General features: G+C 54.6%; 15 protein-coding genes and 2 pseudogenes. 11 read left to right on the top strand and 6 right to left on the bottom strand.

Annotation, left to right across the window (positions count from 1 at the left end; translation table 11 throughout):
* Positions 1-122: 122 nt before the first annotated feature.
* Positions 123-785 (top strand): helix-turn-helix domain-containing protein, encoded by a 663-nt coding sequence (locus tag DV707_RS17200; protein WP_103992687.1) that lies wholly within the window; start codon positions 123-125, stop codon positions 783-785.
* 311 nt (positions 786-1,096) lie between these two features.
* Here DV707_RS17200 and DV707_RS19110 read toward each other — a convergent pair whose 3' ends face one another.
* Complete coding sequence (locus DV707_RS19110; RefSeq protein WP_240728564.1) at positions 1,097-1,672, bottom strand: hypothetical protein; 576 nt, start codon at positions 1,670-1,672, stop codon at positions 1,097-1,099.
* A 45-nt stretch (positions 1,673-1,717) separates the two neighbouring features.
* Between DV707_RS19110 and DV707_RS19105 the strand changes: the two genes are divergently transcribed.
* The 5 genes from DV707_RS19105 to DV707_RS17175 all read left to right on the top strand — a co-directional run bounded on the left by DV707_RS19105 (position 1,718) and on the right by DV707_RS17175 (position 4,929).
* Positions 1,718-2,263, top strand: a complete 546-nt coding sequence (locus DV707_RS19105; protein ID WP_240728563.1) for a hypothetical protein — start codon at positions 1,718-1,720, stop codon at positions 2,261-2,263.
* A 109-nt stretch (positions 2,264-2,372) separates the two neighbouring features.
* On the top strand, positions 2,373-2,720 hold the full coding sequence (locus DV707_RS17190; protein ID WP_103992736.1) for a winged helix-turn-helix domain-containing protein: 348 nt from the start codon (positions 2,373-2,375) through the stop codon (positions 2,718-2,720).
* The gene (locus DV707_RS17185) at positions 2,720-3,043 is read left to right on the top strand and encodes a DUF7521 family protein (protein ID WP_049985203.1); all 324 of its coding nucleotides are present in this window, start codon (positions 2,720-2,722) and stop codon (positions 3,041-3,043) included. Before DV707_RS17190 ends, DV707_RS17185 begins: the two co-directional genes overlap by 1 nt.
* Positions 3,044-3,386: 343 nt before the next feature.
* A complete protein-coding gene (locus DV707_RS17180; RefSeq protein ID WP_103992689.1) occupies positions 3,387-3,698 on the top strand; it encodes a hypothetical protein in 312 nt (103 codons plus the stop codon).
* A gap of 379 nt (positions 3,699-4,077) precedes the next feature.
* Positions 4,078-4,929, top strand: a complete 852-nt coding sequence (locus tag DV707_RS17175) for a hypothetical protein (protein WP_136361929.1) — start codon at positions 4,078-4,080, stop codon at positions 4,927-4,929.
* A 265-nt stretch (positions 4,930-5,194) separates the two neighbouring features.
* Here the strand turns inward: DV707_RS17175 and DV707_RS17170 are convergent, their stop codons facing one another.
* Both DV707_RS17170 and DV707_RS17165 read right to left on the bottom strand, forming a co-directional pair.
* Positions 5,195-5,854: a hypothetical protein gene (locus DV707_RS17170; protein WP_103992691.1), complete on the bottom strand. Its 660-nt coding sequence runs from the start codon at positions 5,852-5,854 to the stop codon at positions 5,195-5,197.
* A gap of 164 nt (positions 5,855-6,018) precedes the next feature.
* Positions 6,019-6,606 carry a helix-turn-helix transcriptional regulator gene (locus tag DV707_RS17165; RefSeq protein WP_103992692.1) on the bottom strand — a complete coding sequence of 196 codons (588 nt, stop codon included), beginning with the start codon at positions 6,604-6,606 and terminating at the stop codon, positions 6,019-6,021.
* A 148-nt stretch (positions 6,607-6,754) separates the two neighbouring features.
* Here DV707_RS17165 and DV707_RS17160 point away from each other — a divergent pair, with 148 nt between their 5' ends.
* The 4 genes and pseudogenes from DV707_RS17160 to DV707_RS17145 all read left to right on the top strand — a co-directional run bounded on the left by DV707_RS17160 (position 6,755) and on the right by DV707_RS17145 (position 9,831).
* Positions 6,755-7,414, top strand: coding sequence for a hypothetical protein (locus DV707_RS17160; protein WP_200820937.1), 660 nt, complete (start codon positions 6,755-6,757; stop codon positions 7,412-7,414).
* 62 nt (positions 7,415-7,476) lie between these two features.
* Positions 7,477-7,998 (top strand): annotated as a pseudogene (locus tag DV707_RS17155) (hypothetical protein); the annotation flags it as partial.
* 371 nt (positions 7,999-8,369) lie between these two features.
* Entirely contained in the window at positions 8,370-8,531 is a 162-nt protein-coding gene (locus DV707_RS18840) for a hypothetical protein (RefSeq protein WP_160113960.1), read from the top strand.
* Between the two features lie 469 nt (positions 8,532-9,000).
* Positions 9,001-9,831 (top strand): annotated as a pseudogene (locus DV707_RS17145) (IS5 family transposase).
* Here DV707_RS17145 and DV707_RS17140 read toward each other — a convergent pair.
* The 3 genes from DV707_RS17140 to DV707_RS17130 form a co-directional block, all read right to left on the bottom strand.
* Positions 9,815-10,450 carry an IS6 family transposase gene (locus DV707_RS17140; RefSeq protein WP_103992694.1) on the bottom strand — a complete coding sequence of 212 codons (636 nt, stop codon included), beginning with the start codon at positions 10,448-10,450 and terminating at the stop codon, positions 9,815-9,817. The pseudogene DV707_RS17145 and the gene DV707_RS17140 sit on opposite strands and share 17 nt — an antisense overlap.
* Positions 10,451-10,632: 182 nt before the next feature.
* The gene (locus DV707_RS17135; protein WP_103992695.1) at positions 10,633-11,124 is read right to left on the bottom strand and encodes an acyl-CoA dehydrogenase; all 492 of its coding nucleotides are present in this window, start codon (positions 11,122-11,124) and stop codon (positions 10,633-10,635) included.
* On the bottom strand, positions 11,121-12,116 hold the full coding sequence (locus DV707_RS17130; protein ID WP_103992696.1) for a ParA family protein: 996 nt from the start codon (positions 12,114-12,116) through the stop codon (positions 11,121-11,123). Before DV707_RS17130 ends, DV707_RS17135 begins: the two co-directional genes overlap by 4 nt.
* Positions 12,117-12,938: 822 nt before the next feature.
* Between DV707_RS17130 and DV707_RS17125 the strand changes: the two genes are divergently transcribed.
* Positions 12,939-14,228 carry a tyrosine-type recombinase/integrase gene (locus tag DV707_RS17125; RefSeq protein ID WP_103992697.1) on the top strand — a complete coding sequence of 430 codons (1,290 nt, stop codon included), beginning with the start codon at positions 12,939-12,941 and terminating at the stop codon, positions 14,226-14,228.
* The last annotated feature ends 222 nt before the right edge of the window (positions 14,229-14,450 follow it).

Genomic DNA, 14,450 nt, shown 5'->3' with positions numbered 1-14,450 from the left:
AGTCAAACCCGATTCACGTACGGGGCATCCCGGTACCATAACGTCTGATAGTTATCTATTAACTTGGAAAATAATTTAGTCGGACACACTCGCGTCCTTTAATATACCACACCCAGCAGAAAATGAAATACGTCCAACTCACGGTTCGAGAACCGTCGGCCTCCCGAAATCCGATGCACGAGTTTTTGATGGAGAGCGACGACGCATCTCTCACGCAGTTGTGGAACTGGACGACGACGCCCGAGGAAATTGACGTGATGCTCTTCCGCGTCGTCGGTGACCACGAAGCATACAGTGCTGCCCTTGAGGATGCCCCTTTCGTCACCGACTACGCGACCGCCCATCTCGACAGTGAGTCGTTTTATGTGTACGTCGAACACGCGACCCGCGAGGAAGATGCTGTGTTTCGAGAACCGTTTCTTCACCGCCGCATACTCACTATCCCACCGATCGAATTTACCGACGGTGGAGACACGAGAATGGAGATCATCGGCCGGCCAGAGGATATTCAGGCGGTCGTTGATGAGTTCCCCGCCGAATTTGATGTGCAGATCGAACAGCTCAGTGCATACGGGCAGGGATTGGACGTCTCTGCATCGCTCCTAACCGAACGTCAACGAGAGGCAGTGACGGTCGCCGTTGACCTTGGATACTACGAGGTTCCGCGTACTGCGTCTGTCGAAGACGTTGCTGCGGAGTTGGATTGTGCCTCCTCTACGGCAGCGGCCCACCTACAGAAAGCGCACGCACGAATGGCTCACAAAATTGCTGGCCAATCGAGGTAAATGCCATCATCTTCCGGCTCCGTGGTCGGCTGCCCTCGTTATTCTGACTGCGTTTCCCATATTTCCGGTGTATTTCGTACTCGCTTTGGACTCTGTGCCCCCGCCACAGTAGTCCGGATTTCAGGTGCGAGTGCATCCATCCACTCGGATATAAAAACATATCGACGGACTGCACTCGGCTGAGGCTGAGACTTCACTTATACAGCCGTGAGGCTTCAGTGTTAGACTGCGGTATGTCCCCACAACGACATCGGCCCTCCAACGACCGAACACGTCGACAGCTCCTCGCTGCCGGCGGTGCAGCTCTCCCACTACTGACTGCTGGATGTCTCTCCAGTCTCCCCCCACTCGGTGGCAATCAGCGCTATGGTCGCCTGACTGTCCCAAGCGGGGGTGATCCGGCGTATCGACGATGGCTCCCCGCACCAACGAGTGTAGAATCCCCACCCGATCGGTATTCTTTCGCCACCGTACAGCCGACCGCTCCTCGACCCGACGCTCCCGAGGAGTTCATCGCGCGGCGTGCCTACAGTAAGGCGAATATCAATTACTTTGGCATCGGCTTCGAGAACTACGACCTCCTCGTTGATTCGATCTTCGGCACCGTCATCGAGGCCTCCTTCGACCGGACGCAGGTCACTCAGACCATCACTGACAGCGGCTACGAACGCACTGGCCAGTATCGAGACTACGTTGTGTTCGCTCGTTCGGACGTGCCCCGTCGTGTCGCTGTCGGCGACGGCGTCGTTGTCTGGACGAGTGTACAACAACACGACCAGCCAAAGCTCGAGGCGGTGATCGATGCCGGCGCTGGGGAACGGCCTCGATATCACGAGGAGAACGCACGGTTCGAACAGCTCACAACGGCCGCTGGTGGGAACGCTCATCTCCTCGTCAACACGGACATCCACGATCCGACAGGCCGACCAGCGATGCTCGCCGATGCATTCAGATTCGATGGCGAGACGGCGTATCAAGTCGTCACTTATCACTACGAGAACGACCGTGTGCCGGCGGAATCAGCGCTGAAGCAGGCGCTGAAAGAAGGTGGATATCGATTCACTACGGAAGCCGAAACGTTTGACGTCCAGATCGACGGGTCGCTTGCGACGGTTGAAGCGCAAGTCCCATTCAACTCAAATACCGAGATTGCGCCCGAGTACGACCTCCCACAAGTGACGTGGGGTGTGACCCAAGACGCGGACGCAACGCGCGTCACGTTTCGACACGAGGCTGGTGAGTCGGTCTCCGCGGACCGGCTTTATTACGACCTCGATCGCCCGGAGGACTTTGGCGAACTCGAGAAACAGCCCCTCTGGTCGGACAGCGACGATGATTCAGTGTCACCTGGTGCGGAGGCGACCGTCGATCTGAGCGATCACCTGGATGCAGAGGGCATCTCCCTCGTGTACTCGACGGGCGGCACTCATTTCCACGTACTCTTTACCGTGGACTTGCGGGGGGAAACCGATGCGTGATGTCGCCGCACGGGTGCCAGTAAACGGGGGCCGACAGTGGTTCTCCTGCGATGTGCTCGTGTCTGGAATACAGTACTTTTGTACATACCTAATGAGATCTGAGCAAGAGATGGCCGACGTGGACCTCGCGACCGTCGTCGCGTTGTTGGACGACGAGCACACACGGTCGATTCTGGTGGCGACCAGCGACCGGCCAATGTCGGCTACCGAACTGAGTGAGCACTGTGGGCTTTCCACGTCGTCGATTTATCGACGGCTCGACCGTTTGAGCGATGTCGATCTCGTTGGTGAGCGGACCCGACCGCGATCGGATGGCCATCACGAGACGGTGTACGTGTCCAGGTTGCATCGATTTGAGGTCACTATTTCGGATGGTGAACTCCGATGGGACCTCAACCGAGGGCCAGAAAGTGACGACGTCGCAGATCAGTTGACGCGCCTGTGGGGGAAGTTCTGATGTCCGTTGTCGGACTCGGCTCCCCTGTTGGGCTGCTTGCGGGGCTGGCAGCAACGGCCTCGGCGCTAATCGGACTCTATATTGGCTACCAAGCGTACCGCGGGCTGAGACGGAATGATGAACGCTCGATGCGGTGGCTCTCGGTCGGGATGATCCTGCTCTTTGGTGTCACGTACACGCTTGCAGTCACCGGACAAGGGCTGCTCGCCTTCCGTATTATTCCGATTGACCTCCAGAATGTCGTGCGTCTCCTCGTCAGGGTAATCCAGCTTGCCGGGCTCCTGTGTATCGCGTATTCTCTGCAGATTGCGACCGATCGGTAGTCTGTTCCCGGTGCGATTACTCCTGGAGGGTGATCTCGTCGTCGCCTTTCGGGACCACATACAAAAACGACCCACGATCGTCGCTGTCGTTCCGGTACCAGTGTTCGACACCCGCAGGGGTCAAGATCTCGTTCTTTGTTGGGTAATTGGATCACACAATTTCCTTCTAGACAACAACGAACAGCGTCGAGCAGTCTTCTCAGAGATGTTTACACCGGCAACGAGGGGTGTTTTATCGACTCGATTTGATGTTGATTGACTCACACACCAGAAGACAACCATCATCTTAACCAACAGAGCTATTGTTTCTCCGGCTCTTCGTTGGTTAAGACGAGTCACAACGATGTCCTACGAGCCACCCACGCCACCGACTGAGCTCCCTGTTGAAGCGGTTACGACGCTCCAAGAGTATTCGCCTGAACTTCTTGAGGAGGTTGCACGCTACGCCGAGGCCTTGGCAGAACACAAAGCCAGAGCGGAGCGCCTTGACGCTGCAGCTGACACCGATACACCTGAGGAGCGCCCCGAGGACCTCCCTGACGACGTCCCCTCGAAAGCAACGATTACGATCAAGGAGATCAACGACAACCGCTACTACTACTGGCAGTGGCGGGAAGGCGACAAAATCAAATCCAAATACAAAGGCCCGGTCTGATCCGAGTTCGTACCCACTATCCGGATCTCCGTTTCGTGGTGATTCTCCACTACGATTGGTCAGTTTCTTCGATCAGTAGGCGTCGAATACACGCGAGCGGGTGGAGTTGAGATGACGGGGGGTGGGCTCACAGTGCATACGGACTAATCGACACCCGTTTACTTGCTATCGGTTGGGGCCCCGGTCCGTTACTCTGCAGCTGTTTGAGTCACAGAAGGGATTAACTACCATTCTGATAGACTTCGTCGTAAATGGTTCCCCACTCTGTTGCGACCACTCTGATCGCCTCGTTATTACGGCCTCGACGCACATCTTCGGTCCACAACTGGTCACCTTCGACTGGTCTGTGCACTCCAATAGAAACTGAAGAGGGGCTCTAATGCCGAGTTTTCTGACACGCCTTTCGGCAGGGATGAGTCGTGCGAGTGAGCATCTGGTGTTGGTACTCGTTCCGATCCTGTTTGCGCTATTAGATACGAACAAGATCACAGCGATCACCACGTTCGATGGCGGCCACATTGGGTTCAAACTCGGGTTTCCGCTTTCGGTCATCACTGTGTGGCAGTTCGTCAGCGTCCCTAATTCCGGTGTGTCCGTGAATACTGGGCTGCCGATCGAGCTGCTGCCATTCGTGTTCCTCACGGTTCCTCTCTTGGTGATCGCTCAGGCAACGATCCAAGCGGGTTATTTCGGCAGTCTCAGCAATGCCCTCGATGGTAATCCGTACGCGTTTCTCCAAAACAGTCGTACGTATTTTCTCCCGTTTCTGGTGTTGACTACGATTCCATTCCTCGTGTTACTGCCGCTTGCAGTGGGAGTGTTCGGGGTTGAGTCACTCACTGGCAGCCTCAGTGGTGCAGCGCTATTGGTTCTTCTTCCAGGGATGGTAATCTTCCTGATTGTGGCGTACCTCTTCTATGGAACGCCGTATCTGATCGTCATTCGAGATCGAGGACTCGTTGACGCGGCTCGGGCATCGTACGCGCTTGCAATCGAAGGGGGACCGTATCTCACGTACGCCATCGGCTTTTCGCTGTTCGTGTTCGCTGTGTCTCCGGTAGCGACTGGGATCGTCGTGAACGTGCCCGTCCTCGGGCTCTTGGTTGGTATTCTCGCTGGCGGTTTCATCGGCCTCGGTTTGAATTTCGCAACGATGCAATTTTTTGCTGATCTTGATTCTGCATCGACTGCTGACCGACCCGATCAAGAAAATACGAACCCACAGTACTGAACTCAAGACTCATTTTACCCTGAAACCGCTATAGATTGTTCCTGGAAGCTCAAAGAACCGGTTCCGAACATTATTGCGCCCGACCAACAGATTCCACGAAACGAGAACATCAAGATGCTCATCGCGCCCTTTTGTGCTCAATGCAGTCGCGTTGGGGTGCTGTTGTTGCCTCTCTCGGGAACCGTTGCGTACTATGCACAACTGGCTCTGTTGAAACCCTATTAGAAAGAAAGAGAACTGGAGCGTGTTTTAATGTCGGTTAGTGTTATTCGCCGTTGACTGTCTGGTTCTCTGGAGACAGGTCGATCCTGATAATCTCTTCTGAGGGGACGGTCGTGGTGGTTTCGTCGTCGTCTTCGACTTCGAGGGTGAAGGTGCCGTCTCCGCCACGTTCAATCGAGCTCTCGTTCAGCTCTATCTGGGTGGCTTGGTCAGCTGTGAGTCTCGTGGCGTTTTCTTCATTGTTCGTGTTCTGACTGTGTTCCGTATCGTTGAGATCGTAGTCGGTGGCGTCGATCGTGATGGCGTTGGAGGCGTTGAGTTTCACCGGTTCATCGATGTAGGTGACCTGCTTCTTTGAGAGGTTGACGTCGGTGATGACCCGTGTCTCGTCCGGCTCCTCAATCGGAGCAATCTTGACGTGGATCACATTCTCGTCCAACTCTGAGGCCCATACCTCGAAATGAACGGCAGTTACCTCATCGAAGTAACTCCGGACTGTATGGTTCGCCCAAGCCGTCTCGATGACCTGATCGACCTCTTCATCACTCACCTCTCCGGAGTTGATGACGTCAACGGTGTAGTTGGCTGGCAATGCATCATCCGACGCTGTGTCGGCCGTAGGGGTGTCCATTGCGGCGACGACACTACCCGTACCGAGAGCGAGCAGTGCGGCGACCGCGAGGAGGGCAAGTTTCGTGCGCATAGTTCGTCAATCACCTGGTAGCGTGGAGACACCACCGAAACCTCCAAACCCTGGAGGAGGGGGCTCTCCACGTAGACCGTTAGATGAAAGACCTGAAAGTGATTGATTGGAAACGCATTACGGAACCGGTTTGGAACCCGTTTCAGCCGGTGGTTCACCGAAGATTATGTGAGGACGACGACGTTACCCATCCCTTTGCGTTTCCGCTCGACCAGGCCCTTGCTTTCGAGGGTATCCAAGGTTCGGCTGACCGTGGCCTTAGACAACTCGGTTCCCTCGACGATATCCCGTTGTGGAAGTTCACCACCGGCTTCAAGCACGACGGTGTAGACTATTTCCTCGTTGTTGTGTAACCGGTCAACCGTGTCCTCCCACCGTTCCTCAGGGGCCGTTGTGTTGTGCTGGACAGTGTCGCTGCCGGGTCCGTCACTAACCGCTTGTCGTGTCGGTGGGTGTTCTCCGCCGTTTGCGATGGGAGGCGGTGTCGCTGACTCGGTTGTCGGGACTGTGGTGGTGTGGTCGTGGAGTAAGAGGTAGGTGCCGCTGGCACCGAGGAGGGAGGCTGCGACAGTGATGAGGGCGACGTCGGTGTAAGTGAAGTACTGGCCGAGCTGGGTGGTTTGCGCGCCGTTGTCACCGATAGAGACCATAACCGGAGAGGGGGTGATCAGTTGGATGGCAAGCACGAGGACCGCGGCGACGAACGCGGACGCCGCGATAAGGCGCTTACCGTGGAGGGCTGACAAGTCCATATGAACAGGGTAATGAGCACTCCGTCTAATGCGTATCGCTCTTTCGCTGTAAAACCGGGATGAAACGCCTGTGAAACGCATTTCCAACCGTTTCCCAACCGGTTTCACGCAGTACTGATGTGGTCTTTCACCTAAGTCCAAAACACCAATGACATCCGATCTACAGTCCCGTCTCACCCTGTTGGTGGTCCTTGCCGTTCTCGGTGTCGGGCTCGCTGTCATCGGCACCGCGGTCGGTGCCACTACTCCTCACGCCGCTTCCGGGGTGGGTACAGCGTTCGTCGTGTCTGAAGACAACGTCACTGTCGAACAGGGTGATCAGCAGGTTACCATCGTCGACAACATAACCCGGATCGACAGTATCGAAATCGAACAACAAGGAAGTGGAACCTATCAGGTGAACACAGAGACTGAGGACCCACTGACGGACAGCGAACGCAGTCACGCCAAAGCAATCGCCCATAACAACGCGACCGTACAGCAGGTACTTCAGGACCTGGAACAGTACGAACTGATCGTTGAACCGATCCACAAACTGACCGTGGACTCTGGCCAGACCACGACCTTCACCGGCCTCAATAGTACCTCGATGGAAAGTGAGACAGCCGAGGGAGAGGAGACGTTCACCCTCACAGTCGAAGACAGTGACGAGACAGGTACGGTCACCATCGACCGTCATCCAGAATACGTCAAAGACGAGGCCACCATCAGGATCCGCAACCCTTCCACCGGCGAGATGTATTACTCTGCCACAGTCGACCTCGAAAACGAGACCGTCACAGATATCACCGACTGGCGTTCGGATTAACGCTGGTCGTCCTACAGGAGAGGAGTCACTGTGGCGGGATTTCAACAGTAGCCGTCGACTCGCAACAGCAGACGACGAAGTGGTACATCAACGCGTACCTCCACGCCGACCGGGACGATGCCCTCCCGCTCGACGAGAACGCAACTACGGCTACGGCATCACGCGGCTGAAAGACACGCAGGCCGTAGACCTGGAGGTGTTGGACTACTCGCGTCTCGAAGACGGCGAGGCGTTCATCCTCGAACTCGTGATCGCCGTTCGTGTTGGAGTCGGAGTACCTGAACGCTCACGACCAGGACGTGCCGTGGTGGTGGAAGGAGGATCGCCGCGATCTCCGTGAACGCGAGGAGAAGGTGCTGGAACAACGTGAGAGGTACAAGCTTCAGACCGAGGACCACGGGCAGGTGGTCGCCTACGAGGGCGACCGTCCGGTGGAGACCGCGAAGAACGGCATCCTCCGGGTTGGCAGTCACTCGAAGTACGGCTTCGGAGAGCTACGAGTGAAGCCCATCGAACCCTGGTCGAATCAGTGTCAGAACCCAGAGGAAAGACGAGGCTCATCGGGTGAGATTACTTATGTGTGACGGGGGAATCGAGGTGGTGTTTAGTTAATACTGTGAGTAATTATTTTGTACGAAACCTAATTCGTGGCGTTTCGGGTAGTCTCATACGCTTTCATTCCGTTCGTGGTGGTGACGTTGATTAAGTTACTAATCGTAACTGCAAAATCATTTGGACACCCAATTTTGGAACGTACAGAAACTCTACGCAAAGTATTACTCTGACGCTTAACTAAACACGACCGTTCGCCATCCAGACAGTTATTTACAATACGTCTCACAGGTGCTGGGAGATCATCGACTTCCACTGTATTATATAAATGAATTCAACTCAGTCTTCACCGCCTTTTTCAGCGACCTGAAAGATTGGATCAATGGAAATCCTTGACTAGGTAGTGTTCGGATTCTCACTCGCCAGCCAGGGTCTCAGCCAGTTCCTGGGCTCGAGCCACCTCCGCATCCGCCTCAGGATCGCCCGTCCCGTCGATCTTCGAGAGGAGTTCGACAACAACGCTGGCGCGATCGGCGACCACCGCCGGATCATCGATTTCGCGTAGATCGTCAGCGACCGCCTGGGCCTCACCTAACAGGCGACTTGGGGTGCGATCAACTGGCCGTTCGGCCGTGGCTGCGAGACACTGGTACAGTTCTGCTTTCGCGTCACCCGGCATTATCGTGGAGTATGGTGGCCGACCCCCGTATACCAGTCGGTCGTGAGGTCGGTGTCTGTCTCATTGTTTCTGAGAGAGGCTAACCAACACTCAGTGACGATAGCTATTAATTGTTGGTTAGTAGGTGCCGTCAGGCTCTCGGGTTGAGCCGTAACCAACACAGGGTCTTCTAATACCAGCGTTAGGGGAGCAAGGTGAGATTCAACCACGGGATTGCTGTTCAAAAGACGAGCGGTATTCTTCTCAACCTGGTTCCGACCCCCGATTCCCAATTAAACGGCTCTGGTGAATCGCTGTACCGCGGCAGGATAGGTCGTCAAATCAAAGGAGGTGAAGCGGGAAACCCGCGGTGGTTATGTCGAGAATCTCCCGCTTCACGAGCAAAGCGGTCACGTTAGCTAAAAATATTGTTGGTGGCCGAGTCGAAGTCGCCGCCCCCGAAGGGGGTGGCGGCTTCGCCGATTACGCTCTTGTATCGCTGCACTGTCTACGGATTTACCTCGATGAGTCGTACCGCAACGCTCTCGGTCTGCTGAGCGAAATGCCGCATATATTGGCCGAGATCGGCCTCGAAGAGGGCGATCTCCCTGACCACTCAATATTGGTAAAGGCGTTTGATAGCTTCGAGATGAAGGTCTGACGAGTGCTGCTGCGCCTGTTGGCGCAGCTGCACGACCTCTCAGGTCACGCCGCCATCGACGCCACGTTTTTCGACCGCGAAAACGCCAGCAAGCACTACTGCCGCCGGACGAATTATCGCGTTCAAACACTCAAAGCGACCGCTCTCGTCGATACAGAATCTCAAGCTGTCCTTGACGTTCACTGTACGACCGAGAAAACACACGACACACAGCTCGGCTGGCAGGTCGCCTGCCGCAACGCAGGCGACCTGCCCAGCCTCGCCGCCGACAAGGGCTACGATTGGATGGATTTACGCCAGAAACTGCATGAAGAAGACGTGAGACCGCTGATTAAGTATCGCATCTTCCGGCCCATCGACCACGCGCATAACACGCGGGTCGATGGGCCTCGATACCGCCAGAGATCGATGTGTGAGACTGTCTTCTCGTCGATCAAGCGCACGCACGGCGACACCGTGCGTGCGCGAACGTGGTATCGAGAATTTCGTGAGCTTGTCTTGAAATGTGTCGTTCATAATATGATCGTGTTTAGTTTGGAGCATTGAACCAGGCGACAAATGCTTGGAGCCAATTTTCGGCAGTTTGCAGCTCAACGTGGCTAAAACAGTTTGAGAACGAGGAAGTTCTGCGCTTGAGCTCTCGAAAGATTCGTTTGATGGCGTTCCGATTTCCATCTCGTTCAGTTTGAAATCGGAGGCCAGCTCTGGCCAGTGCAGTTTGGAGGTGTTGAGCGCCATCGACCAGAAACACAGCAGATTCGACATTGTGTTTCTGGCGGAGTTCTCGCAGAAAGATCTCGGTTAATACGGTCGTTGTCGTTGCAAAGAGTCGCAGATGCAGCAGATCGTTTGTGTCGGGATCGGCGGCGGCGTACAGCCAGAATTGCTGGTCATTGATTCGAATCGCGGTTTCATCGAGCGCAACGTGATTCGGGCTTCGCCCATCTATGGGCTGTAGATTGGCCTTCTGCCCCCAGTCATAGATTGCCTTGCGAGAGCGCTCGACACCCAACTTGTCGAGAATAGAGACGGTATTCGACAGCGACAGCCCCGCTAACTGGAGCTGAATACCGAGCTTCATCGCACGCTCGGGTGTCCGCTGTCGCTCCACAAAATCCAAATCAATCCAGTCCGTGCATCCGCTGAGGCGGGCGATTTCTGCCATAGACCAGCAAGAAATTCTCCCGCCTCACTCTTCATCCTTAACTAAACACGACCCATAATATCAAGCGAGCAGTGAAACCGTGAAATCAAGCGCCGTCTGACGATTCACCAGAGCCGAAATTCCCATATATAGATTCCACAGTTCTAGGGGCATTCTAAAATCGAAGATCGAGATTACCTCTCTCACCCGAGCGTACCGAACCCTTCCTCCCGCATCAACTCAGCAACCTGTTCGGGATTGTGAAATGCTGCGAGCAGGGCGAACTCTCGGGCATCTGTTTTTGAGATTTCGTTCGCTCCGAGATGTTCGGCCAGTTTATTCCTGAATTTGCCTTCTTGTTCGGCTACCTTGTCGCGGACGTGGATTTCGAGACGTGTGTCGCGTTCGTCGCCAACATTATTCCGCCGGACAAAGTACGGATACGTCTCCGTTCCGGAGGAGGTTGTTGTCGCTGTTTGGATTTGGTCCTCCCGTTTTGAGTCCCTCGAAGTACTCGTCGTTTTTGTAGGCTGGTCGTCTGCGGAGGCTGCGCGGGCTGTTTCTGATTCTGTCGACTCTGCAGTGTGACTCTCGTCTTTTGCCTTTGTGGATTCAGTAGACGAGTTGGGTTCCTCTTCTTTCTCATCGTCCCCACCGAAATCGAGATTTCCGGACCCGGATTTGAAGTTGCTCATATGGTTGTCGCCTCCGTTGCCTCGTCATCTCGAAGATTGATCGTCCTCGTCTCGTAGTCCTGAATATCGAGTTCCAGCACTGGATCGACCTTCGCATCGAACGTATCGGTGGCAATGAACCACGCAAGTTCGTACAACTTCCGCAGCGTCTCGATCTCCCGGTTTCGTATCCGTCGTTGACCGGATTCGCTCACCATTTCACCGTCTTTTTCGTACGTTTTCCACCGTTCTTCGACAACCTTGAATGCGGATCCTCTGGCTTCCCACATAGCGTCCATAAGGCTTTCTCGATTCCCGATGGTGACTGGGGTGGCGAATGCATCCGTGTTCTCGAACTGTTGTTGATACTGCTGGTGAGCATTCGTTTGGCCAACTCCCGAGGGTACGACACAGGACAGCCCGATCTCGATATCGAGCTGGCTCTCCATATTTCCGACGAGTTCCTCAAGTCCTTCTAGGCTCAGATTTCCTTTCCCAGCTGGTTTGACGGGTGCGACGAGCGTTCGCAGGGCGTAAATCGCATTATACAGCAAGTCCTCCGCCCGGGCGTTCGGGTCGATGAGGACGGCATCGTATTTCTCCTGGAGTTTCTGCTTATTCCAGAGGAGTTCATACAGGAGTTCGAACCGAGGATACTCTTCGCGGCTTATATTTTGCATTCCCGTCTCATAGGCAATCTTCTGCTCGAGGTTCGACGTAAAGTCACCGAGCATATCGTGACTTGGAACAATGTCGACGCCTTCTGCTGTTGTCTCGATCAACTCCTGAAAATCCCCATCAGGCATATCGAGAATGTGTTTGACTAGGTTGTCGGCGTCTGGATCGTTTCGATGTTCACCGACATCAAAGAGGCTCGTTAGGTTCCCCTCCTGTGGATCAAGATCCAGTACGAGTGTATTGAGCCCCATCCGCTCAAGCGCAACTGCGAGGTTGGCGGTCATAGTCGTCTTGTACGTTCCGCCTGATTCCGAGTAGACTACGGCCGTGATCATACGCTCGATGTATCTATCTCCTATCGCATAAACCTGTGTCAGACATCCGCTTCGAATATCTGTAACAGATATCTGTAATAGTTATCTGTACCTAATCTCTGCAATGGGCGTTGTGTTGTGATTGTGTGGCATATTGGTGGGCATCACAGATATCTGTTCTTTATATCTGTAACAGCTATCTGTAATAGATTTCTGGAACAGACCCAACAATCTTACCCACTGGAAACTCCTACGGCGACCCATTACAGATCACCGGTACAGATATCTGTTACAGATTTACTACATAGAAAGCTAATACAGATCATCGGGACAAGACACTGACGTACCGTCAGACACACTCTAAAGTCTATATCGATCGCGACTGATTCGATATGGCGATTGGACCGATTGATATAGTTACCACAGGCCTCGAGGTGAGCTGATCACAGTTCTCAGTACCTATCTCGAAAACGGGTGTGTTGACAATACGACCGCGGAATTTTTACCTTCTATGTGACGTCAATTGTTCCAAATTACGGTATGCAGGTGTTCTAATTGCTGTTGAATATTAACAGGGTCACTCTGTGCGCCTGATTATTGCATAGTCCATTGGCCCGGTCGAGAACTAAATTTCATATAGCAGTATATGATTTATTTAACCCTCAATTGCCGATTCTGGCCTTTTCAGGTGGATTTACGGAACTACTGTCTGAGAGTGGCCAAAATATACCCGTTCTATTTACTCGTGCTTAGTTGAGTAATCACGAGTAACTTTTTGTAGAACCTACCCGTACCCCCCAACCGAGCCAAATCAGAAACTATGCGCGAACCCTTCTCTCAACTATGAGCGGCCGACGTAGCCCCGATACACCGATTCAACAGACCTTCCAGAAGTTCCTCACAGACAAGGGCAAAGGCGACACGGGTGAGAGCGGTAACTACCGTCGCAACACAGAGCGAGAACTCGACCGCTTCCACAGCTGGGCGCTCGGGAAGACAGCCGACCCGGCCAACGCAGATCCAGCGACGTCGTGGAACGGGATCGTAGAGGCGCCACCCGTCACCTTCGCTGATCTCGACGCAACCGTGTTCGGCGACTACGCACGCTACCTTCGCGGGTCGGGGTACTCCCACTCGACAATCAACACCTACTACGCGTACGTGGCTTCGTGGTGTGGGTGGGCGCACGGGCAAGGGTACATTTCGCGGCACTACGCTCGGGAGTCAGACGCCGAAGATCCTCTTCCAGACAGCAATAACCGTCGTCCAGGTGACCAACAGGCGTGGGACTCAACAGATCGAGACCTGCTCACGCGATTTGTCGACGCAGAAGCGAGTGCTGCGATCGATACCTTCGGTGATATTGAGGTTCCGTACGATGAAGTCGAGGACCCTGAGGGTGATCTGTGGAACGAGAAGGTCCGAGCTCGTTTCGAGGCAATCAAACGGTGCCGCGACCGCGCGCTTGCGTATCTGTTAGCGTACACGGGTTTACGAGCTGCAGAGTTCCTCCGTGATCCGAATGACGAACGACCAGGACGGGATGGACTACGCTGGCGCGACGTCTCCCTCGAGGACCGCAGTGCAACAGTCTACCGGAAAAATCAACAGTGGAAGGAAGCCTCATTGCCAGAACCCGTTCTTGGCCCCCTTCGTCGGTACAAGCAACTATTGGACCCGCCTGAAGAGTGGCCAGTATTCACGACACTGCATCGGCCGACACTGTCCTCTCACGTTCAATCTGGGCTTGCTGAACGTGGTCTCAACGAGGATATGGTCGAAAGTGTTCGATCAACTTGGCCCGATCTGCTTGCGGGGGCCGAACACGAACTTGATGCCCCACCAGGATTGACGACTGACGGGGCTCGACGTGTTCTTCAGCGGCTCACTGACGCCGCTGACATCGATGTTAACGATGATCGTCACGACTATCTCGCTCCTCACGGCGGCCGTCGTGGGATGGGTGAGGTACTGGTCCGAGAATTCGGCTACGCTGCTGCAGCGCGGTACCTCGATAACTCCGAGGAACAAGTCCGGCAGGCATACCAGCACATTGAGGCTGCTGAACGGGCAGATATGGCGACTGAGGCACTTTCAAAAACGGACCAACGGGTTAATCAAGATTCGAAATAGTTCCTGTTTTATCCACCAAACTAGCAGCTCTTGATTCTCGCCGTAATCACGACCATTTTGAAGTACCCCGCCGCTGTCGGTGAAGCACGAATGCTGCAATCGGCTCAGAAAGATGCTTTCCCGGGGTAGAGCCACCACGAACGGGGTTCGAGATTTCTCTGGGTCGCCTCAGCCCAGTCCGTGGAGATGGCGGGGGAGTCCTCGTGAGAGACCAGATGCCTG

Origin of the sequence: Halobellus limi, from assembly GCF_004799685.1 — an archaeon.
In the GTDB taxonomy this organism is placed as follows: domain Archaea; phylum Halobacteriota; class Halobacteria; order Halobacteriales; family Haloferacaceae; genus Haloquadratum; species Haloquadratum limi.
Note: the sequence above shows the minus strand (reverse complement) of the source record. Positions and strands in the feature narration are given on the sequence as shown.

What these genes read in the sequence shown, in the direction of transcription:
- DV707_RS17180 (WP_103992689.1), top strand. Translation starts at nt 3,387, where the DNA reads ATGTCCTACGAGCCACCCACGCCACCGACTGAGCTCCCTGTTGAAGCG.
- DV707_RS17185 (WP_049985203.1), top strand. Translation starts at nt 2,720, where the DNA reads ATGTCCGTTGTCGGACTCGGCTCCCCTGTTGGGCTGCTTGCGGGGCTG.
- DV707_RS19105 (WP_240728563.1), top strand. Translation starts at nt 1,718, where the DNA reads ATGCTCGCCGATGCATTCAGATTCGATGGCGAGACGGCGTATCAAGTC.
- DV707_RS19110 (WP_240728564.1), bottom strand. Translation starts at nt 1,672, where the DNA reads ATGAGCGTTCCCACCAGCGGCCGTTGTGAGCTGTTCGAACCGTGCGTT.
- DV707_RS17160 (WP_200820937.1), top strand. Translation starts at nt 6,755, where the DNA reads ATGACATCCGATCTACAGTCCCGTCTCACCCTGTTGGTGGTCCTTGCC.
- DV707_RS17175 (WP_136361929.1), top strand. Translation starts at nt 4,078, where the DNA reads ATGCCGAGTTTTCTGACACGCCTTTCGGCAGGGATGAGTCGTGCGAGT.
- DV707_RS17140 (WP_103992694.1), bottom strand. Translation starts at nt 10,450, where the DNA reads ATGGCAGAAATCGCCCGCCTCAGCGGATGCACGGACTGGATTGATTTG.
- DV707_RS17165 (WP_103992692.1), bottom strand. Translation starts at nt 6,606, where the DNA reads ATGGACTTGTCAGCCCTCCACGGTAAGCGCCTTATCGCGGCGTCCGCG.
- DV707_RS17135 (WP_103992695.1), bottom strand. Translation starts at nt 11,124, where the DNA reads ATGAGCAACTTCAAATCCGGGTCCGGAAATCTCGATTTCGGTGGGGAC.
- DV707_RS17170 (WP_103992691.1), bottom strand. Translation starts at nt 5,854, where the DNA reads ATGCGCACGAAACTTGCCCTCCTCGCGGTCGCCGCACTGCTCGCTCTC.
- DV707_RS17125 (WP_103992697.1), top strand. Translation starts at nt 12,939, where the DNA reads ATGAGCGGCCGACGTAGCCCCGATACACCGATTCAACAGACCTTCCAG.
- DV707_RS17190 (WP_103992736.1), top strand. Translation starts at nt 2,373, where the DNA reads ATGGCCGACGTGGACCTCGCGACCGTCGTCGCGTTGTTGGACGACGAG.
- DV707_RS17200 (WP_103992687.1), top strand. Translation starts at nt 123, where the DNA reads ATGAAATACGTCCAACTCACGGTTCGAGAACCGTCGGCCTCCCGAAAT.
- DV707_RS17130 (WP_103992696.1), bottom strand. Translation starts at nt 12,116, where the DNA reads ATGATCACGGCCGTAGTCTACTCGGAATCAGGCGGAACGTACAAGACG.